The following is a 19,121-nucleotide window of genomic DNA, read 5'->3' on the forward strand; positions in this document are numbered from 1 at the left end:
GGCTTTCTCGGGGCTGCCGGCCGGCGGCAGGGTGGCATTGCCAGCGTTGCGGTCCATGCGGATGTCCCCAGTGTAAACAGCGCCGTCTTCCACTTGCAGAGATTGGGTGCGGATGTTGCCGGTTACCCGAGCATTCGGCTTCAGGTGCAGTTTTTTCACTTCAATCAAACCCTCGGTTTTGCCGAACACCACCAATTCGCTGCCGCGGATATCTCCATTGACTGAGCCTTTATCGCCAATGATAACGGTGCCACCTGCCTGCACGTTGCCTTGAATTTGGCCTTCAATTTTTACAGACTGCTGGCTTAGGATATCACCCTGAATCCGGCATTGGGCGCCGATGATGGTATCGATGGCGCTGGGTGTGCTGCTGCCAACGGGCTGGGAACGGTCTTTTTTGTCTTTGAACATGGTTATTTCTCCGAGGATTTGCTTGCGGGGGAAGCCGCGCGGGGTTACTTGGCGAGGCTGAGGAAGGTTGCCGGATCGTGCGGCTCGTTGTTTAGGCGCACCTCGTAGTGCAGGTGCGGGCCGGTGGAGCGGCCGGTGGAGCCGAGCTTGCCGATTAGCTCGCCGGCTTTAACGGTTTGGCCGGTTTGCACATCGATGTGCGACAAATGGCCATACACCGTGCTGTAGCCGTAGCCGTGGCGCACTTTCACCACTTGGCCGTAGCCGTTCATGGTGCCGGCGAATTCTACTGTGCCGTTGGCGGTTACGCGCACGGGGTCGCCGATGTTACCGCGGAAATCCAAGCCGTGATGGAACTCGCTGCCGCGCCCGCTGAAGGGGTTGTGCCGCGGGCCGAAGCCGGAAGAAAGCCCGCCTTGAGCGGGGCGGCCGAGCGGCATGCTGCGGGCGGCTTTCAGCAGTTGTTCAATGATTTGGCTGAATTCCGGCGTGTCGGCCGGCGGCAGGATGCTGGCCGGGCCGCCTGCTTGGCTGATAGGCTTGCCTTCTTCCGATTGGGGTGCGGGCGGGGCGGGAAGGTTGGCGCCGCGCTGGCGCAGATAATCCCGCAATTCGGCCACGGCTTTTTCGGATTGGGCGAGCTGGTTCAGCTTGGCGGATACTTCGGCAGAACGGGCTTCTTTCAAATCTTCTATCTGCTGGGTAAGCTGCTGGGTTTGTGCTTGCTGTTGGGCGAATTGGCGATAGTTTTGGTAGTAGTGCCAGCCCAAGGCGAGCAGGCCGGCCAGCAGCAGCATGCTGAGGGCGGAAAGGCCGATAATGGCGGGTTTGATGGCGCGCAGCGATGACTCTTTGATGACGAAGGTTTCGGTATACTGCTCGTCCAATACCATTACAGTAACGAGTTTATTTTGCTTATCCATTGATTTAAATAGTAAATGAGTTATTACTCAAGACGGGGCATTGTATTACAAAATGCTATCGTTTGGCAAAAACAAATCTATCGTTTGCCAAATGGCGCTGCCAATCTGTTGGCAGCCGAGGGCGGTTGCTCTTTTCGGGCTTTGCTTTTCGACTTCGTTGAAGCTTGCGCTTTTGCTTTGCTCGTTTTCAGGTAGCCTGTGGGCAGGGCAGGCGGTGTTACAATCGGCCATCGCACACGGGTGGGGCAGAATGAGCAAATTTACTCAATGGATGAGGCAAACAAGGAGGGAGCAACGGCGGCTGGATCAGGCGTTGGCACGGGCGGTGTTCACCCTGCCCGCAATGTGGCTGATTCTTCTGCTGGCGGCAGCGGGCGTGGGCATGGGCGCTTTGGTGGCGTCGGCAGAGAGCCATAAACGCTGGCAGCATTTAAATACGCCGGTGTTGTATGCGCGGCATAGCGGCGGCGAGTTAATCCGTCGCCAATGGTACGATGATGACGACCATCTGCATATCACCGGCACCATCCGCACGGCAGAGGGCAAACAGCTCAATCTGGATTGCCGCAACCCGGCTGATTTGCTCTGCCAATATGATGAAGAGCTGTGGCAGCGGGAAGAACGCTTGCCGGTGCGGCGCGCGGTGCAGGCCGGGTGGCTGAACTACCGCGTGATCACCGAGTTGGATTACAGCAAAGACGGCATCGCGCGCCAATACCGTGCCGAGCTCAGCCCGCAGCAGGAAGCCGAGCAATGGCGACGTTACGCGCGGGGCTGGCAACGCGCCGCGCTCACCGCGTGGGGGATGTGGCTGTGGCTGAGCGTTGAGTGGTATCGGCGGGCACGGCGGCAGCGTTTGCGCCGCCGGCAGCAGTAAAAGGTTACCTGAAAAATAAAGCGCCACCGCAAGGCGGGTTTCTGCAAAGTCAGGCAACGGGCAGGTTTTTTCAGGTAGCCTGCCCCACCCGCTTCCGATAAAATACCGCGTTCCGTTTTTTCCACACCCTTCATGCGTTTAACCCACATCAAACTGGCCGGCTTCAAATCCTTCACCGACTCCACCACCATCCACGTGCCCGGCCGGCTCGTGGCCGTGATCGGGCCCAACGGCTGCGGCAAATCCAACGTCATCGACGCCGTGCGCTGGGTGCTGGGCGAAGCCTCCGCCAAACAGCTGCGCGGCGAAAGCATGCAAGACATCATCTTCAACGGCGCCGCCACCCGCCGCCCCGCCCCCCGCGCCTCCGTGGAGCTCGTGTTCAGCAACGCCGACGGTAGTCTGCAGGGCGCATGGGGGCAATACGGCGAAATCAGCATCCGCCGCCAGCTCACCCGCCAAGGCGAATCTAGCTACTACATCAACGGCCAGCAAGTGCGCCGCCGCGACATCACCGACCTCTTCCTCGGCACCGGCGTGGGCGCGCGCGGCTACGCCGTGATCGAACAGGGCATGATTGCCCGCATCATCGAAGCCCGCCCCGAAGAATTGCGCGCCCACATCGAAGAAGCCGCCGGCGTATCCAAATACAAAGAACGCCGCCGCGAAACCGAAAACCGCCTGCAAGACACCCGCGAACACCTCCAGCGCCTCGGTGATCTGCAAGCCGAGCTTACCCGCCAAGTGGAGAAACTCCAGCGCCAGGCCGCCGCCGCCGAACGCTACCGCAGCCTCACCGCCGAACTCAACCACGCCCAAAACCAATACGACTTCCAGCAATGGCGCCACACCCTCGCCGCCGCCGACCAGTCCGCCGCCGAGCATCAACGCGCCCGCACCCGCCAAGACGAGCTCGCCCGGCAAAACCAGGCCCTCGGCGACGCCGTGCATATGCTGCGCCAAACCGAGCAAGACCAGCAGGCCGAGCAATACCGGCTCAACCAGCAACACGCCCTCCTGCGCGAGCAAAGCGCCCGCCTCGAAGAACAAATCCGCTCCCGGCAAAGCCAGCGCCAGCGCCTCGAGCGCGAGCAAGCCAACGCCCAAACCGCCATACAAAAAATCGACAGCGAACACGCCGAGCTCCGGCAGCAACACGCCGCCGCCGCACAAGCCGCCGCCGAACACCAGGCACAGTTCGAGCTCCTCGCCGCCGAAGCCGATACCCTCGAAGAGCAATTGCCCGCGCTCGAAAATGCCGGCCGCCAAGCCGCCGAACAGCAGCAAAGCCGCCGCGACGAAGCAGCCCGCTTGCGCCGCGAGCTTGCCCTCAAACAGCAGCAGCTGCAACACAGCCGGCAAAACATCGGCCGGCTGCAAGAGCGCCACGGCCGCCTGCAGCAGGAAGCCGCCGCCCTCGCATCCGCCGACAGCGCCGCGCCCGCTGCCGTCCAGGCGCACACCGAAGCCCTCGCCGGGCAATACCAGCGCGGCGAGCAGCAGCTGCAACAGTTAGAAGAACAAACAGGCTACCTGAAAACCGCCCTGCAAGCCGCCCGCGAACGCGAGCAGGAACACGAGCACCGCATCCTCGCCGCCCAAGCCGAGCAGAAAACCCTCGCCGCCCTCCTGGCCGAACAGTCCGGCCACGACTTCTGGCAGGGCAGCAGCCAAGCCGAGGCCCCCGCCCTGTGGCAGCACATCCGCGTGCCCTCGGAATGGCAGGGCGCGCTGGCTGCCGTGCTCGGCGAGCGGCTCAACGCCCGCGCGCTGCCTGCCGATTTCCAGCCGCCCTCGCCGCTGCCCGAAGCCGCCGCCGCCTGGTTCAGCCGCGAAGCCCATGCCCACCGCGGCGCCAGCCCCGCCCAAGCCCTGATCCACCAAATCCAGGCCGAGCCGCCTTTTCAGGTAGCCCTCACCCATTGGCTCGAAGGCATCCTGTGCGCCCCCGATCTAGACTACGCACTCGCCCACCGCAGCCGCCTCGAGCCCGGCCAAGAGTGGCTCACCCCGCAAGGCCACCGCATCGACCGCCTCGGCGTGCTGCTGCACCATGAAGCCAATGCCGGCCGCCAAATGCGCCACCAAACCCGCCACGACCAGCTCGCCGCCCAGCTGGCCGAATGGCAGCCGAAATTTCAGGTAGCCCAAACCGAAGCCCGCAAGCTGGCCCGGCAGCAGGCCGAAGCCGAAGCCGCGCTGCGCCAGGCGCAAAGCGAACAGCGCCGCCTTACCGCCGAGCTGGCTGCTGCCCGCCAGCAGGCCGGCGAGCAGATCGCCCGTGCCACCCAAGAGCGCCAGCGCCGCGAACACATCGCCCAAGAACAGGCGCAATTGGCGCAGGAAATCGAAGAGCTCGGCATAGCCGCCGAACTCTTGGCCGAAGAAAACGCCGCGCTGGAAGAAAGCCTGCCCGAGCTGGAAGAAAGCAGCCGCGAGCAGGCCGAACACAGCCGGCAGGCGCAGCAAGCCCTGCGCCAAGCACAGCAGGCCGTGCTCGAAGCCGCACGCCGCCGCAACGCCGCCGAAATCGAAGCCCAACGGCAGCAACAGCAGCTGCAATATTTAAACAGCCGCATGGCCGCGCTGGCGCAGCAGAAAGCCGACTGGCAGCAGCGGCAGCACGAGCTCGCCCTCACCTACGCCGAAGACAGCGAAGACGAACAGCGCCTCCAGCTGGAAGCGCTTACCGAATCCGCCTTCGCGCTGGAAGAACAAATGCAGGCCGCCGCCGCCCGGCTGGCCGCCACCCAAGAGCAGGGGCGCGAGCAATACGCCCGCCAGCAGGCGCTGGCCGCCGAGCTGCCCCAATGGCAGGCCGCCGCCCAAACCGCCCTGCTGCAACAGCAGGAAGCCCTGCTCAACGCCAAACACTTCCACGACAATTTATTAGGCCGGCAAGCCGACTTGGCCGCGCTCGAAGCCGAGCAGCAGGCAGGCTACCTGAAAACCGACTGGCCGCAGCAAATCGACAGCCTCAGCCGCCGTATCCAAGCCCTCGGCGCCGTGAACCTCGCCGCGCTCGAAGAGCTGGCCGAAGCCCGCGAGCGCGACGGCTACTACCAAAACCAGCGCCAAGACCTGCAATCCGCCATCGCGCTTTTAGAAGAAGCCATCGCCCAAATCGACGGCGAAACCAAGCAGCGCTTCCAAGCCACCTTCAACGCGGTAAACCAAAAAGTGCAAACCTTTTTCCCCACTCTGTTCGGCGGCGGCGAAGCCTCCCTGCACATGGTGGGCGACGATTTGCTCAGCGCCGGCGTATCCATCATGGCCCGCCCACCCGGCAAGAAAAACAGCACCATCCACCTTCTCAGCGGCGGCGAAAAAGCCCTCACCGCCATGAGCCTCGTGTTTGCCCTGTTCAGCCTCAATCCCGCCCCCTTCTGCCTGCTCGACGAAGTGGACGCCCCGCTGGACGACGCCAACACCGGCCGCTTCTGCCGGCTGGTGAAAGAAATGTCCGCGCAGACCCAGTTCCTGTATATTTCGCACAACCGCCTCACCATGGAAATGGCCGAGCAGCTCATCGGCGTCACCATGCAGGAAAAAGGCGTGTCCCGCATCGTGGCGGTGGACATCAAACAGGCGCTGGAAATGGCGGAAACCGATTGAGCGCAAATTTTCAGGTAGCCTCCGCACACGGCAGCGGAGCAGGGGCGAACAGAGTGCAAATGGCAAAAGGCTACCTGAAACTAAAAATGCAAACACAACGCCGGCACAATACCGGCTTAGCAAAAGGCTACCTGAAAAATGGAATCCATCATCGAACTGCGCCACCTCAAAACCCTGCTCGCGCTGGCCGAAACCGGCAGCGTGTCGCTGGCGGCCAAGCGCGTGTTCCTCACCCAATCCGCCCTGTCGCACCAAATCCGCGCACTGGAAAACTACTACGCCACGCCGCTGTTCGAGCGCAAATCCAGCCCGCTGCGCTTCACCCCCGCCGGCGAGCGCCTGCTCCAGCTGGCGCGCGAAATCGTGCCGCAGGTGGCCGCTGCCGAGCGCGACATGGCGCAGATTGCCGGCGGCGGCAGCGGCGAATTGCGGCTGGCGGTGGAATGCCACACCTGTTTCGACTGGCTGATGCCCGCCATGAGCGATTTCCGCCCGCTGTGGCCCAAGGTAGAGCTGGATATCGTGTCCGGCTTTCAGGCCGACCCGGTGGGGCTTTTGTTGCAACACCGCGCCGACCTCGCCATCGTATCCGAAGCCGTGCCGCAGGCGGGTATCCGCTACCAGCCGCTGTTTGCCTACGAAATGGTGGGCATCTGCGCGCAAGACCACCCCCTGGCCGCCAAGCCCGTGTGGCAGGCTCAGGATTTCGCCAATGAAACGCTGATTACCTACCCCGTGCCCGACGACATGCTCGACCTGCTGCGCAAAATCCTGCTGCCCGCTGGCATCAACCCGCCGCGCCGCCACAGCGAGCTCACCATCGCCATCATCCAGCTGGTGGCCAGCCGGCGCGGTGTGGCCGCCCTGCCTTATTGGGCAGTAATCCCCTACTTGGAAAAGGGCTACATCGCCGCGCGCACCATCGGCAGCCCGCCGCTCACCAGCGAGCTCTACGCCGGCATGCGCAGCGACGACGCGCACAAAAGCTACCTCGATAATTTCTGCCAAATCGTGCGCGAGCGCGGCTTTGCCGATTTGCCCGGGCTGAGCGTGCTGGAATAGCGGCGCGGGCGTTTTGTGATAGGGAGAGCTGGCTGCAACCTTATCCCCTCTCCCACGGGAGAGGGTGGGCAAACCGAAGGTTTGCATTCGGATGGAGGAAGGCTACCTGAAAATGAGGGGAACGAATGCGGCCAAACCATGCTTTGATTGTGCTCGGGCATGATTTTCAGGTAGCCTTTACCCCAAATCCACACACACCGAGAGCCAACCATGTCCCCCGAACAGCAAAACGACATCCTCAGCATCAACCAAGTGCAGCTCCTCCTAGCGGAAAAACGCACCGCGCTGGCGGTGATGCGCACCGGCATCGCCGTGCTGGCGCTGCCGCTTTCCATTTTCAGCGTGCTGATTGCCACTTCCCGCTGGTACAACGTGATGGAAGTGTGGCCGCTGCTGATTTTGGTGCTGGGCATCAACTTGGGGCTGGTGGTGTTTGCCGTGTATCTGATTGCCCGTTCCATGTACCGCATGCGCCAATACGACCGCCTGATTGCGGAGATCAAATACAGCCACGCCTCGTTGCGGCCGCTGATTAAGTCTTAGCCGGTTTCGGCCGCGCGGCAATGTAAGGTTTAGCTGCGCAGAAACGCTGCAAAACTCGTTTCAGCTTCGCAGAATTTCTGCAAAGCTCATTTTAGCTTCGCAGAAATTCGCGAGGCTCATTTTAGCTTCGCAGAAATTCGTTTCACTCATTTTCAGGTAGCCTCGCACAGAAAGGGAAAAAGAATGGAACCCGTGGAATTACAAGATATTCCCAACGAAGTATTTCTGGAAGACATCCAAGACCTCACGCAGGCCTTCCCGCGCGAGTTTCCCCACCTGTTTCAGCAAATCAAAGATTACTTGGGCATCGCCGAAAAACACATCTACATCACCGATTTCGTGGAAGACCAAAATCAAGAAGACAGTTTCTACGGCTATTTCTTCGATGCGCTCAACAGAAAAATCTATCACTATGCCTTTGAAGGCGAGAAAACAGCGTTCCATGAAGCAGATATGGCCGCACTCACGATGCGGGACACTTTCAGCATCAAAGTGCTGCATCTTCTGGCATAGCGGGCAAACAAAAAGAGTAGGGCGGCAAACCCCACTCTTTATTTTTCAGGTAGCCTATCTAACGCTTGGGGCTACCTGAAAAATTCTGCATCCTTAGCCCTGCCGCTTCTTCGCCAGCAGCGCATCCAGCGACCATTTGCCGCCGCCCGCCGCCGCCAGATACAGGAACACGAAGCTATACAGCGCCGCCGCCTCGCCGCCGTTCATAAACGGCACCAGCGCATGGCCGCCCTCCGCCACGTGGCCGATAAAGTAAGCCACCGCCATCTGGCCGGAAAGGATAAACGCCGCCGGCCGCGTGAGCAAACCGAGCAGGATCAGCAAGCCGCCGCCCAATTCCAGCATCCCGGCCACGCCGTAGAGCGAGAAGAGTTGCAGCCCGTCAAACATTTCCACATGCGGCAGGCCGAGCAGCTTGGCCGAACCGTGCAGCATAAACATATAGCCCGCGGCCATCCGCAAAACAGACAACACCATACTGCGGCAGTTTTCCCAATTCATGATTTTTCCTCTTGATGTGTATCGAATGAACGGGCGCAGTATAATCATTTCCCAAAAGCGCAACCACAGCCGGATAAACAACACAGTTTTTCCCAAAGAGAAAACATGGATACCCTACTCAGCATGAAAGTGTTTTGCCAAGTGGTGCACAGCGGCAGCTTCACCCGCGCCACCGAGCAGCTCGATATTTCCGTGCCCATGGCCAGCAAACACGTGGCCCACCTCGAACGCAGCCTCAACGCCCGCCTGCTCTACCGCAACAACCGCCGCCTCAGCCTCACCGAGCAGGGCGAAGCCTACTACCGCGACTGCCTCGCCGCGCTCGACATGCTCGAGCAGGCCGCCGCCCGCGCCGCCGGCAGCACCGCCCGCCCGCAAGGCCGCCTGCGTGTGAGCATTCCCGTGTGGTTTGCCAACCCGGTGTTTGCCGGCTGGATGAGCGAATACCGGCAGCGCTACCCCGAAGTCTCCCTCCAGCTCACGCTCACCAACCACAGCGTGAACCTCGACGGCGACGGCGAAGACATCGCCCTGCGCCTCTCCAAACAGCCCGCGGAAAACCTGATTGCCCGCACGCTGGCCGAAATCGAGTTTTACCTCGTGGCCGCCCCCGCCTATCTCGCCGCACACGGCACGCCCGCCGCCCCGCAGGATTTGGCCGCGCACCAAGCCATCCTGCCCAGCTACACCGACGTATCCAGCCTGCCGCTGCGCCGCGCCGGAGAAACGCATACCGCCGAGCTGCAGGCCGCCGTGTACAGCAACAACACGCAGATGATCTACCAAATGGTGTGCGCCGGCGCCGGCGTGGGCTACCTGCCCGAATGGCTGCTGCGCGCCGACCTCCAAACCGGCCGCCTGCGCCGCCTGCTGCCGGATTACCAAACTGCGCCGATGCCGTTTTACGCGGTTTACACCCAGCGCAAACTCTTGAGTGCCAAGGTGCGCAGTTTTATTGATTTTATGGTGGAGAAGGCGGGGATGGAGGCTGGCTGAAAAATAGCGCGGCGGAATAAAAAGGCTACCTGAAAACCGGTGTTGGATTTTCAGGTAGCCTTTTATACGGTTCGGCAGCCTGCCGGGTACACATACCCAATCTATGACTTTTGGTTTTCAGGTAGCCTTTGGGCGTTTAAGCTGCGCTGCTGGCATGGCGCAGGAAGGCTTCGAGGCTTTCGGCTTCTCGGGTGCAAGCGCCGCTGTCGTGGTCGGGCAGCCATACTGCGCCGTTGTGCAGCACGAAATAGTTGCCGCTGCCGTCGCCGGCGAAGGCGATGCCCTGTTGCAGCAGGCCTTCTGGCAGGGAGGGGCTGTCGGCAAAGTATTGGCGCAACCATTGCGTGTTTTCGATCACTTGCGGCAGGCTGTCAATTTCGATGCCGAGGTCGCAGCCGCCGCCGAAGCGCAGCAGCAGGGCGCGGTACAGGCTGGGGAACGTGGTGCCGAGCAGTTGTTCGGCGGCGGCAATCTCGGCTTCGGTAACAGGGCTGCCTGAGAGGAGCTCGTCTGCCAAGCCGCCTTGTTCGGCGTATGCGGTGCGGATGTGGGCTTCGAGTTGGCTGAGGAAGGTTTGGGGCATGGGTTTCCTTGGGGAGGGTGTAGGGTGTCGGGGCTACTTGAAAAAACAGGAGGCTGGAAACCGGCTTTGTTTGGAGCCTGTTTAAACTGTGTTGCAGCTGCGTTCTAGCGAAATCCGCTTCGCGCATTTTAGCTCCGCAGAAACTCCCTTTGCTCGTTTTCAAGTAGCCTTTGGGCGGGAGGGCAGGCTACCTGAAAAATAATAAAGAGGAATGGCGGCCGGCCTTTGCTTTCAGCGCGCTGCCCTGTCCAGCCACACCCGCCGCGAGAGGGTGAACAGCAGCGTGATGCCGCACAGGGTGGAGGCCAGCATCATGGCGGGCATGATGCGCGCGCTGCCGTCGTGCAGCTGGGTGGTGAGGAAGCCCATGGCGGCGGCAATCAGCACCTGGCTGGAAATCAGCACGCCGTTGGCGCTGCCGCCCTCGGCCTTGAAATAGCCCATGAAGCAGGCCTGCGTGTTGGCCACAATCAGCCCCTGCGTGCCCACCGACACCATCACCAAGGGCGCCAGCAGCCACAGCGGCGGCCGGGCCAAACCCTGCGTGAGCAGCACCATCAGAAGGTTGGCGCAGAGCTGCACCGCAATGCCGATGAGCAGGATATTGGCCGGATTGCTGCCGCTTTTCAGCCGCCAGGCCGTGATGCGGTTGAAGAACACCATGGTGACGATATTCAGGCCGAACACCAGCGTGTAGAGGCCGTTGCCCAAGCCGTAGAACTTCATATACAGCGAAGGCGATTCGGTGAGGAATGCGAACATCGAAGAAAAGCTGAAGGCCTGCAAAAACAGAAAACCCAGCGACTGCGGCTTGGCAAACACGCTGCGGTAGCCCGTGAAGATGATCGAGAGCGGCGAGCCGGCCGGCCGTGCCGCCGGGCGCGTGGCCGGCAGGAAACGCCATTGCAGCAGCCACACCGCGCCCGCATAGGCCGACAAAAACACAAACACCGCCCGCCAGCCGCCGAGGGCCTGCATCAGCCAGCCCACCATCGGCGCCAGAATCGGCGCCGCCATCATGATCACCCCGATCAGCGCAAACATCTGCGCCGCCCGCCGCCCCTCATAGTGGTCGCGCACAATCGCCCCGCCGCTCACCGCCACCATGCCCGCACCGAAAGCCTGCACCATCCGCAGCAGCATCAGCTGCGGCAGCGTTTGCAGCGCAATCAGCCCCGAGCTAGCCAGAATATATAAGCCCAGCCCCAAGAGCACCACCGGCCGCCGCCCCTTAAAGTCTGATAACACCCCGCCCAGCAGCACCCCCGCCGACTGCCCCACCAGGAAAATGCTCAGGCTCTGCTGGATATCGGTTTCGCGTACGCCCAAGCTGGCCGCCATCGCCGGCACGGCGGGCAGATAGGCATCAATGGAAAACGGCATCACCGCGGCCATGGCGGCCAGGAGCAGCGCCATTTGCGTGTCGGAAAGGCGGGGGGAATCGGAGGTCATCGGGGGAGCAATATCGGAGGGAAGAGGGAAAATCCGGGAAATTCAGCGCACAAAGTAATACGCCACATAGCCGCCGAAGGCCAGCAGCGGCAAGAGCTGCCACAACGCGCGGCGCTTGGCCGGCACATCCTGCCGCAAATGCGCCGACACCAGCGCAAACAGCACATATTTCAGCAGGAACACGCCGGCGCAGCTCATCACCACGCCATTGAGCAGATAGCCCGTGGCATCGGTCGCCGGATTCAGCGCAAACCATAGCGCCAGCAGCAGCGGCACCAGGCAGACGGCCAGCCAGCTTCGTAGGGAGGGAGACATAAATATTCCTTTTTGATGGGTGGTGTGGCGGCGGCAGGAGGCTACCTGAAAATGTATGGGTTACCTGAAAAAAGGCTACCTGAAAAAGGCAAACATCTTTATTTTGCATCGCGGTAATCGTTGCCTTCGCTTTGCGAAGCCTTCGATTTTTCAGGTAGCCTATTATATCCCCGATTGCCACCCAAGCAGAATGCGCCGCCGCATCGCGTATGCGATAGCCGCAATTTATCGAGCGCGCGCCGCCGCTGCCGCCCGAATGGTTATTCTATTGGGCAGGCTATATAATCCCGCCAGTTTCACCGCACAAGCCCGCCCGCCATGAGCCTCATCACCCACCTGCGTCCGGCACGCATTCAAGACTGCGAACATATCTACAACGCCCACCAATACGCCGTGCGCTACACCTGCGCCCGCAACTACAGCGAAGAAGTGCTGCAAGCCTGGCTCGCCCTGCTCAGCCCCGACAGCTACCTCGACACCCTCGGCGACGAGCGCAAGCGCCTGTGGGTAATCGAATTCAGGCAGCACATCCAAGGCTTCTTCCAAATCAACCTGCAAGAATCCCAGCTCGATGCGCTGTATGTGCACCCCTTCGTGCAGCGCCAAGGCCTCGGCACCGCCCTGCTCGGCCGCGCCGAAGAGCTGGCCTACCAAAGCGGCCTGGGCATGCTCAAGCTCTACGCCTCGCTCAATTCCGAGCCCTTCTACCTGCTCAACGGCTACCAGCCCCTGGGCGAAGCCGTGCTGCCGCTCAACCCGCAGGTGGGCATCGAATGCCGCCTTATGCGCAAGCTGCTCACCGACTGCCGCTGAAACACCCGCCCCCCAACAGAGGAACCCAAATGAAGAAAACCGCCTTCGCCGCCTTATTCGGCAGCCTTTTGCTTGCCGGCTGCCTATCCGTCCCCCAGCCCACCGTGCTGCACATGAGCGAACTGCGCAACAAAGATTTCGGCCGCTATCCCGGCAATTACCAGCAAATCATCCGGCGCCACCTCGCGCAAAACCTGATCGACCCCGAATCCGCGCGCATCGGCAGCTTTACCCCGCCGCGCAAATACCTGCGCATCGATGAAACCCGGCTGACCGCCAGCGGGCTTGATTTCCGCGCCTATTATGCCGCCTGCGTGCGCGTGAATTCCAAAAACCGCTACGGCGGCTACACCGGCTGGCAGGAGCACGTATATTTCATCCGCAACGGCGAAATCATGCTCGGCGGCGATCCGTTTCACGTAAAATGCGGCAGCACGGAAGACTTCATCCTTTCCGTATCGCCTCTGGCCAACGTGAAAATCGAACCTTAAATCACCACATCAAAAGGAAACCACATGCAAAAGCCCCTTCTCGCCGCCCTCATCGGCAGCACCCTGCTCGCCGGCTGCTACAGCCTGCCCACGCCCACCGCCATCACCATGGAGCAAATCCGCAGCTACGACGGCTACGGCAGCTACCCGCGCAACTACGAGCAGCTCATCAAACGCCACCTGCGCCAAACCCTGGTTGATCCCAACTCCCTGATGCTGGACGGCATTTCCCGCCCGCTCAAATTCGTGCGCTTTGAGCGCCGAAGCCTCCCCGTGAAAACCCACACCCCCATCCGCACCATCAGCGGCTATGTGGTGTGCGCCCGCTTCAACGCCAAAAACCGCTACGGCGGCTACACCGGCTGGCAAGAGCAGCCCTACCTCATCCGCGACGGCAAAGTGTATGACAACGTGTTCGGCACCGAATGCGTGAGCCGCGAAGAGCCCGTGGTGTCCGTGGAAGCCGGCTCATATATCAAAGTGTTTGAAAACGGGAAAGAAATCAGGGTAAACCCCTAAGCGCCTTGAGGCTACCTGAAAATCTGTTTGCCGGTTTCACTTCGTTGAAGCTCACGTTTTAGCTTCGCAGAAATTCGTTTCACTCGTTTTAGCTCCGCAGAAACTCGCTTCGCTCGTTTTCAGGTAGCCCGAACCCCATTCAGCCTATTGAAAGCGCCGCCATGAAAATCCCGCCAATTTTGCTCGCCCTGTTCGCCCTGCCTGCCTGCACCTATCTCGACGGCCCAGGCGGGCGCTTCTTTTCGCTCGATCTGCCGGTGGAAAGCACCCACACCGTCAGCCGCACCGTGCGCGTGGATGCCGCCCCCGGCACCACCGTGATCATGAGCGAAAGCTCCCCGCTCGATGGCTACTACCGCCCCGCGCTGAATCCTAACGGCGGCCGCACCCTGCTGCGCCAAGCCGCAAGCAACGATTGCCTCAGCCTCGAGCGCGGCAGCGTGCCCGCCTATCTGGTGAGCCGGGCCTGCCACGGCCGCACCAACCAGCAGTTTATGTTTAACGGCCCGCGTTTGAGCGTGAACGGGCTGTGCCTGGAAGCCATGGGCGGCGTCGGCAGCCCGGTGGCCGCCGCAGCCTGCCACCACGGCCAAAGCCAGCACTGGATCGCCGAGGGCGACCACATCCGCAGCGCCGCCAACGGCTTGTGCCTGGAGGGCAGCGGCGGCGCGGTGCGCCTGCAATATTGCAACAACGGCATGGGGCAGCGGTTTTATCGCTGAAACTTGGTTTGTCGCAGGCAAGGGAAAGGCTACCTGAAAATGTGCGCGCACGATTTTCAGGTAGCCTTTTTGTTACAGGAAATTATTCGCCGGATTGTGTTTGCCTGCCCAATGAGTTCCACAAGTTTTTGCTGTGGGCGCTCATCAGGCAGGTGCTGAAGAAAAGGGCGCACAGGAATAGATAGCTATGGCGGGTGCGGGTGATGGTTTGCTCGTAGGAGCGCTGAAAATAGGCACTATTGATGGCTTTCCCTTCGGATGATTGGATTTCGGTAACGAGATTCACAAATTGACCGTGGTAAAAGACGGGTTGGAATTTCAAATGGAAGGATTGGCCGTAAAAATCGTTCCAATATTTGCTGAAGGCATCTTTTAAATCCTGAGTGCAATGTTCTGCGCCGAAAATGCCGCCGCAGCTCATGGTAATGCGGATGCCGTTGTCTTGAACAATGTCGAAGTCACTTCTGGGCGGGTTGCCGGGGGCTGCTGTTTTGGCTGGCCCGGGGGTTTTTCTCCTATGGGGTTCGGGTGTGGCTATCCCGCGTTCGTTATAGTAAAAGGTAGCATTATCAGGCCAATTTGGTTTGCCGGACAGGGTTTGCACATTATCCGCGTTGAAACGGATAGGCATAATACTTTTGGTTTGCGAGGAAAAAAGATATGCGGCATAAATTGCCGTTAAAAATATGAATGAAGAAAACAATAATCTGGATTTAACGGAGAAGTTGCCAAGTCTGGCTCGGCCTTTGCCGAAGATGATATTGATGATGCTGAAGATAATGGCTACATCAATGATGAATAGGGAGTGCAACCCGATGAGAAGCTGGGTAGTGGCGAATAGGTTGGAGAAGAAGAGGAAATAGAGGAAGCCGGCAATGTGCAATAGACACATTGCCAAGGTTGCTATGCCGATAACTTTCTTCTTTTTCATATTTTTATTTATATGGGAAATATTGGCATTATGGAGCTAAAGGGAGAGCGTTCTCAACGCCGGTGTTCGATAGAAATATTGCCGCGAATCGGCACGGCGGGGCGCCAGTTGCCGGTGCAGATGGTGGAGCCGGCGGTGGTTTGGCAGCTGCGGTGTTCGGTGTAGCCGATGCCGCCGCGGCTGTATTGCTCGGTGGTTTGGATTTGGCCGCCGCCGTATTGGCTGCCGCCGTTGTAGAAGTAGTAGCTGCGGCTGGGGTAGTAGGCGGGGGCGTCTTCCGGCCAGGTGGAGTAGTAGCCGGAATAGGGGTTGATTTGCAGGTTGATCTGGGTGTGGGTTTCGGCTGCGGCGGCGCCGCTGAAAAGGGCGGCGCAGATGAGGAGCAGGGTGGGGCGCATGATGGTCTCCCGAAGGTGGAAAAGTGGTGCTGCCAAGCGGCGGCGGGAGTGCTATAGTTGAACCGTTCCTTCCCGCGGGCGGCGGGATATGCCGTTTTGCCTGAGTTGGAAGGATAATTGCTATATTAATCACAGCCTGCCGGCACAAGTTTGCCCGGCGGTGTGTTGATTATATAACTGTTTGCCGGGAAACGGTTTATGCTTTACACAGCGTTTCCCTTTCCCGATAACGCCAAATATTTTTCAGGTAGCCCTATGCCCCAGAAGCCCCCCATCCTTTGCCGCGAACTGAGCCTTTTGGCTTTCAACCGCCGCGTGCTGGCGCAGGCGCGCGATCCGCAAGTGCCGCTGTTGGAGCGGCTGCGTTTCCTGTGCATCGTTTCTTCCAATTTAGACGAATTTTTCGAAGTGCGCATGGCGTGGCTGAAAAAGGAAAACCAGCTCAACCCGCACACCCTACTGGATAACGGCACCACGCCCGCCGAAACCATGGCCGCAGCCGCGGCCGAAGCCAAAAAGCTGATTCAGGAGCAATACGAGCTGTTCAATAAAGAGCTGATTCCCGCGCTGCGCGAAGAAGGCATTGATTTCTACCCGCGCCGCCAGTGGACGGCCGAGCAGCGCGCCTGGATTGAGAGCTACTTCGACCGCGAGCTTTTGCCCATCCTCACCCCGCTGGGGCTCGACCCTTCCCACCCCTTTCCGCGCCTGCTCAATAAATCGCTCAACTTCGCCGTGGAGCTCTCCGGCAAAGACGCCTTCGGCCGCGCTTCCGGCATGGCCGTGGTGCAGGCGCCGCGCATTTTGCCGCGCGTGGTGAGGCTACCTGAAAACTTAAGCGGCGGCGGCGAAGGCTTCGTGCTGCTTTCCTCCATTTTGCACGCCTATGTGCACAAGCTTTTTCCCGGCATGGCCGTGGAAGGCTGCTACCAATTCCGCCTCACGCGCAACAGCGAGCTCACGGTGGACGAAGAAGACGTTACCAACCTGCGCGCCGCCGTGCAAACCGAGCTGCGCGGGCGGCAGTATGGCGACGAAGTGCGGCTGGAAGTGGCCGACAACTGCCCGCCGCAGGTGGCCGAATTCCTGCTGGCACAATGCAACCTCAGCCAAAACGAGCTCTACCAAGTGGTCGGCCCCGTGAACCTGGTGCGCCTGATGGCCGTGCCCGATATGGTGGACCGCCCCGATTTGAAGTTTCCGCCCTTCTCCCCCGGCCTGCCCAAAGGCATCCGCAAAGACCAGCCGATGACCGAAGTGCTCAAGCGGCAAGACGTGCTGCTGCACCACCCCTACCAATCCATCGCTCCCACCGTGCGCTTCATCCAAGAAGCCGCCGCCGACCCGGATGTGGTGGCCATCAAGATGACGATTTACCGCACCGGCACCCATTCCGACCTCGCCCGCGCCCTGATTGCCGCCGCCAACGCCGGCAAGCAGGTAACCGTGGTGGTGGAGCTGATGGCGCGGTTCGACGAAGAAAACAATGTAAACTGGGCCAACCGCCTAGAGAGCGCCGGCGCGCACGTGGTGTATGGCGTGTTCGGCTACAAAGTGCACGCCAAAATGGCGCTCGTAATCCGCCGCGAAGGAGGCGGCCTCAAGCGCTATGCCCACCTCGGCACCGGCAACTACCACCAAGGCACCTCCCGCATCTACACCGATTTCGGCCTGCTCACCGCCGATGAGGCCATCACCGCCGACGTGAACGCCATCTTTATGGAAATCACCGGCCTCGGGCAGCCCACTCGGCTCAACAAGCTCTACCAGAGCCCCTTCACCCTCAGCGACATGCTGCACGAGCGCATCGCCGCCGAAACCGCCGAAGCCCGCGCCGGCCGCCCCGCCCGCATCATCGCCAAGATGAATTCGCTCATCGAGCCCGGCATCATCCGCGCCCTGTATGAAGCCAGCCAGGCCGGCGTGCAGATTGATTTGATCGTGCGCGGCATGTGCACCCTGCGCCCCGGCGTGCCCGGCCTTTCCGAAAACATCCGCGTGCGCTCCCTCATCGGCCGCCTGCTCGAGCACGCCCGCGTGTTTTATTTCCATAGCGGCGGCCGCGAAGACCTCTTCATTTCCAGCGCCGACTGGATGGGGCGCAACTTCTTCCGCCGCATAGAAACCTGCACCCCGGTGGAAAACACCGCCCTGAAAGAGCGCATCGTGCGCGAAGCCCTCACCCTCGCCCTCTCTGACAACCGCAAAGCCTGGCTGATGCAGCCCGACGGCAGCTACCTCCGCGCCGCGCCGCAGGCCGGCGAAGCTGCGCTTGATGCGCAGGAAACCCTGCTCAACGAATACCGGCGCAAATAGCGCGGGATGTAAAAAGGCTACCTGAAAAATGTTGCCAAACTTTTCAGGTAGCCTTTTGATTGTTTCGCACGTTGGCCAATGTGCCGGTGCTGATTGGCGGCTTGGCAACATCGGGGCGGCGCAAGGCCGAGCGAAATGGCGGCGGGGAAAGCCGACGGTTATAATCCGCGCACAAATTTTCTGCGAAAACGTCTTGATCTTAACAGGAGCCAAACCATGAAAATATCCCGTTCCCAATCTTCGCGCTACGAAGCGCCGCAGCATGCCGACGACGGCGAATACGGCGTGCCGGTGGTGAGCATCGGCGATTGGATGCTGACCTTTGTTATCTTGATGATTCCGCTGGTGAATCTGGTGATGGTTGTGGTGTGGGCCATCGGTGCGGGCGGCACCAATCCGAGCAAGGCGAATTTCTTTCGGGCCTATCTTTTGCTGTGTGCGATCGTGGTTGTCTTGGCCTTCGGCATCATGGCTATTGTCGGGTATTCGCTTAACCAGTAATGCGGCTTGGGAATAAAGGCTACCTGAAAAATGTTGCCAAACTTTTCAGGTAGCCTTTTCTTTGCCTGCGCGGCGTTATTTCTTGGTTTCCGGCGCGGCTTCGGCGAGCACGGTGCCGGCGAGGTAGTCGTATAGGAACTGGCGGGAGGGGTGGATGAGGGCGAAGCCGAAGGGCAGTATCCACCAGGCCAGGGCGAGGCCGGCGAGGGTTTGGGGCGGCAGGGGGGTGAGCTGGCGCAGGATGCCGAAGGAGGCGAGCGGCAGCAGCAGGAGCAGGGTGGCGGCCCAGAGGAAGCGCAGGCGCAGCCGAGGCAGGGTGGGGCGGCTGCCGGCGGGGGTTTGCAGCCGGAGGCGCCACACTTTCATGGGCAGGGTTTGGCCGCGCGGGCTGTGCCAGCAGAGGCGGAAGTAGCCCCACCATATGGCGAGGATGATGAGCGCCACGGCGGTTTCGGCGGCAAGCGGCACGGTGTGCAGCGCCATGTTGGCGGCGGCGGCGGGGATGAAGGCGATGCAGGTTACGGCGGCGAGCAGTAGGGCTTCGTAGCCGAGGGCGGCGAGGCGGCGGGGGAGGGAGGCGGGCGTGGGCGGGGTCATGTGCGGTGTGGGCGGGTTAAATTGAATTTCGATACCAGGCGG

At 60.8% G+C, this 19,121-nt stretch carries 22 protein-coding genes; 13 read left to right on the forward strand and 9 right to left on the reverse strand.

Features of this window, described 5'->3' with window-relative positions:
• Both H9Q10_RS04000 and H9Q10_RS12225 read right to left on the reverse strand, forming a co-directional pair.
• The coding region (locus tag H9Q10_RS04000) for a bactofilin family protein (protein WP_197902752.1) at window positions 1-411 on the reverse strand (411 nt) is incomplete at its 3' end.
• 44 nt (window positions 412-455) lie between these two features.
• Window positions 456-1,334, reverse strand: coding sequence for a M23 family metallopeptidase (locus tag H9Q10_RS12225; protein ID WP_197902753.1), 879 nt, complete (start codon window positions 1,332-1,334; stop codon window positions 456-458).
• Between the two features lie 250 nt (window positions 1,335-1,584).
• Between H9Q10_RS12225 and H9Q10_RS04010 the strand changes: the two genes are divergently transcribed.
• From H9Q10_RS04010 to H9Q10_RS04030, 5 genes are all read left to right on the forward strand, one after another.
• Complete coding sequence (locus tag H9Q10_RS04010; protein ID WP_197902754.1) at window positions 1,585-2,211, forward strand: hypothetical protein; 627 nt, start codon at window positions 1,585-1,587, stop codon at window positions 2,209-2,211.
• A 132-nt stretch (window positions 2,212-2,343) separates the two neighbouring features.
• A complete protein-coding gene (gene smc / locus H9Q10_RS04015) occupies window positions 2,344-5,826 on the forward strand; it encodes a chromosome segregation protein SMC (protein ID WP_197902755.1) in 3,483 nt (1,160 codons plus the stop codon).
• A 138-nt stretch (window positions 5,827-5,964) separates the two neighbouring features.
• A complete protein-coding gene (locus H9Q10_RS04020) occupies window positions 5,965-6,888 on the forward strand; it encodes a LysR family transcriptional regulator (protein WP_197902756.1) in 924 nt (307 codons plus the stop codon).
• A gap of 210 nt (window positions 6,889-7,098) precedes the next feature.
• Window positions 7,099-7,431: a hypothetical protein gene (locus H9Q10_RS04025; RefSeq protein ID WP_197902757.1), complete on the forward strand. Its 333-nt coding sequence runs from the start codon at window positions 7,099-7,101 to the stop codon at window positions 7,429-7,431.
• Window positions 7,432-7,614: 183 nt separating this feature from the next.
• On the forward strand, window positions 7,615-7,944 hold the full coding sequence (locus H9Q10_RS04030) for a hypothetical protein (RefSeq protein WP_197902758.1): 330 nt from the start codon (window positions 7,615-7,617) through the stop codon (window positions 7,942-7,944).
• Window positions 7,945-8,037: 93 nt separating this feature from the next.
• On the opposite strand, the gene H9Q10_RS04035 is transcribed toward H9Q10_RS04030, so the two are convergent.
• The gene (locus H9Q10_RS04035; RefSeq protein ID WP_238480130.1) at window positions 8,038-8,445 is read right to left on the reverse strand and encodes a DoxX family protein; all 408 of its coding nucleotides are present in this window, start codon (window positions 8,443-8,445) and stop codon (window positions 8,038-8,040) included.
• A gap of 105 nt (window positions 8,446-8,550) precedes the next feature.
• On the opposite strand from H9Q10_RS04035, the gene H9Q10_RS04040 reads away from it, so the two are divergent.
• Complete coding sequence (locus H9Q10_RS04040; RefSeq protein WP_197902759.1) at window positions 8,551-9,441, forward strand: LysR family transcriptional regulator; 891 nt, start codon at window positions 8,551-8,553, stop codon at window positions 9,439-9,441.
• 136 nt (window positions 9,442-9,577) lie between these two features.
• On the opposite strand, the gene H9Q10_RS04045 is transcribed toward H9Q10_RS04040, so the two are convergent.
• The 3 genes from H9Q10_RS04045 to H9Q10_RS04055 all read right to left on the reverse strand — a co-directional run bounded on the left by H9Q10_RS04045 (window position 9,578) and on the right by H9Q10_RS04055 (window position 11,791).
• Entirely contained in the window at window positions 9,578-10,024 is a 447-nt protein-coding gene (locus H9Q10_RS04045) for an SMI1/KNR4 family protein (protein WP_197902760.1), read from the reverse strand.
• A gap of 231 nt (window positions 10,025-10,255) precedes the next feature.
• The gene (locus H9Q10_RS04050; protein ID WP_238480131.1) at window positions 10,256-11,476 is read right to left on the reverse strand and encodes a multidrug effflux MFS transporter; all 1,221 of its coding nucleotides are present in this window, start codon (window positions 11,474-11,476) and stop codon (window positions 10,256-10,258) included.
• Window positions 11,477-11,518: 42 nt separating this feature from the next.
• Window positions 11,519-11,791 carry a hypothetical protein gene (locus tag H9Q10_RS04055; protein ID WP_197902761.1) on the reverse strand — a complete coding sequence of 91 codons (273 nt, stop codon included), beginning with the start codon at window positions 11,789-11,791 and terminating at the stop codon, window positions 11,519-11,521.
• A 55-nt stretch (window positions 11,792-11,846) separates the two neighbouring features.
• Between H9Q10_RS04055 and H9Q10_RS04060 the strand changes: the two genes are divergently transcribed.
• From H9Q10_RS04060 to H9Q10_RS04080, 5 genes are all read left to right on the forward strand, one after another.
• The gene (locus tag H9Q10_RS04060; protein ID WP_197902762.1) at window positions 11,847-12,113 is read left to right on the forward strand and encodes a hypothetical protein; all 267 of its coding nucleotides are present in this window, start codon (window positions 11,847-11,849) and stop codon (window positions 12,111-12,113) included.
• The gene (locus H9Q10_RS04065; protein WP_197902763.1) at window positions 12,110-12,604 is read left to right on the forward strand and encodes a GNAT family N-acetyltransferase; all 495 of its coding nucleotides are present in this window, start codon (window positions 12,110-12,112) and stop codon (window positions 12,602-12,604) included. Before H9Q10_RS04060 ends, H9Q10_RS04065 begins: the two co-directional genes overlap by 4 nt.
• A gap of 29 nt (window positions 12,605-12,633) precedes the next feature.
• Window positions 12,634-13,095, forward strand: a complete 462-nt coding sequence (locus H9Q10_RS04070) for a hypothetical protein (RefSeq protein WP_197902764.1) — start codon at window positions 12,634-12,636, stop codon at window positions 13,093-13,095.
• Between the two features lie 24 nt (window positions 13,096-13,119).
• Window positions 13,120-13,614, forward strand: coding sequence for a hypothetical protein (locus tag H9Q10_RS04075; protein ID WP_218042249.1), 495 nt, complete (start codon window positions 13,120-13,122; stop codon window positions 13,612-13,614).
• 161 nt (window positions 13,615-13,775) lie between these two features.
• Window positions 13,776-14,336 carry an RICIN domain-containing protein gene (locus H9Q10_RS04080; protein ID WP_197902765.1) on the forward strand — a complete coding sequence of 187 codons (561 nt, stop codon included), beginning with the start codon at window positions 13,776-13,778 and terminating at the stop codon, window positions 14,334-14,336.
• 82 nt (window positions 14,337-14,418) lie between these two features.
• Here H9Q10_RS04080 and H9Q10_RS04085 read toward each other — a convergent pair whose 3' ends face one another.
• Both H9Q10_RS04085 and H9Q10_RS04090 read right to left on the reverse strand, forming a co-directional pair.
• Entirely contained in the window at window positions 14,419-15,267 is an 849-nt protein-coding gene (locus tag H9Q10_RS04085; protein WP_197902766.1) for a hypothetical protein, read from the reverse strand.
• Window positions 15,268-15,320: 53 nt separating this feature from the next.
• Window positions 15,321-15,665, reverse strand: coding sequence for a hypothetical protein (locus tag H9Q10_RS04090; protein ID WP_197902767.1), 345 nt, complete (start codon window positions 15,663-15,665; stop codon window positions 15,321-15,323).
• 255 nt (window positions 15,666-15,920) lie between these two features.
• Between H9Q10_RS04090 and ppk1 the strand changes: the two genes are divergently transcribed.
• Together ppk1 and H9Q10_RS04100 are read left to right on the forward strand one after the other, a co-directional pair.
• Window positions 15,921-17,981 (forward strand): polyphosphate kinase 1, encoded by a 2,061-nt coding sequence (gene ppk1 / locus H9Q10_RS04095; RefSeq protein ID WP_197902768.1) that lies wholly within the window; start codon window positions 15,921-15,923, stop codon window positions 17,979-17,981.
• Window positions 17,982-18,197: 216 nt separating this feature from the next.
• Window positions 18,198-18,482 (forward strand): hypothetical protein, encoded by a 285-nt coding sequence (locus tag H9Q10_RS04100; protein ID WP_238480132.1) that lies wholly within the window; start codon window positions 18,198-18,200, stop codon window positions 18,480-18,482.
• A 75-nt stretch (window positions 18,483-18,557) separates the two neighbouring features.
• Here the strand turns inward: H9Q10_RS04100 and H9Q10_RS04105 are convergent, their stop codons facing one another.
• Window positions 18,558-19,079, reverse strand: coding sequence for an RDD family protein (locus H9Q10_RS04105; protein WP_197902769.1), 522 nt, complete (start codon window positions 19,077-19,079; stop codon window positions 18,558-18,560).
• Window positions 19,080-19,121 lie beyond the last annotated feature (42 nt).

The organism is Eikenella glucosivorans (assembly GCF_016025525.2).
Classification (GTDB): Bacteria; Pseudomonadota; Gammaproteobacteria; order Burkholderiales; family Neisseriaceae; genus Eikenella; species Eikenella glucosivorans.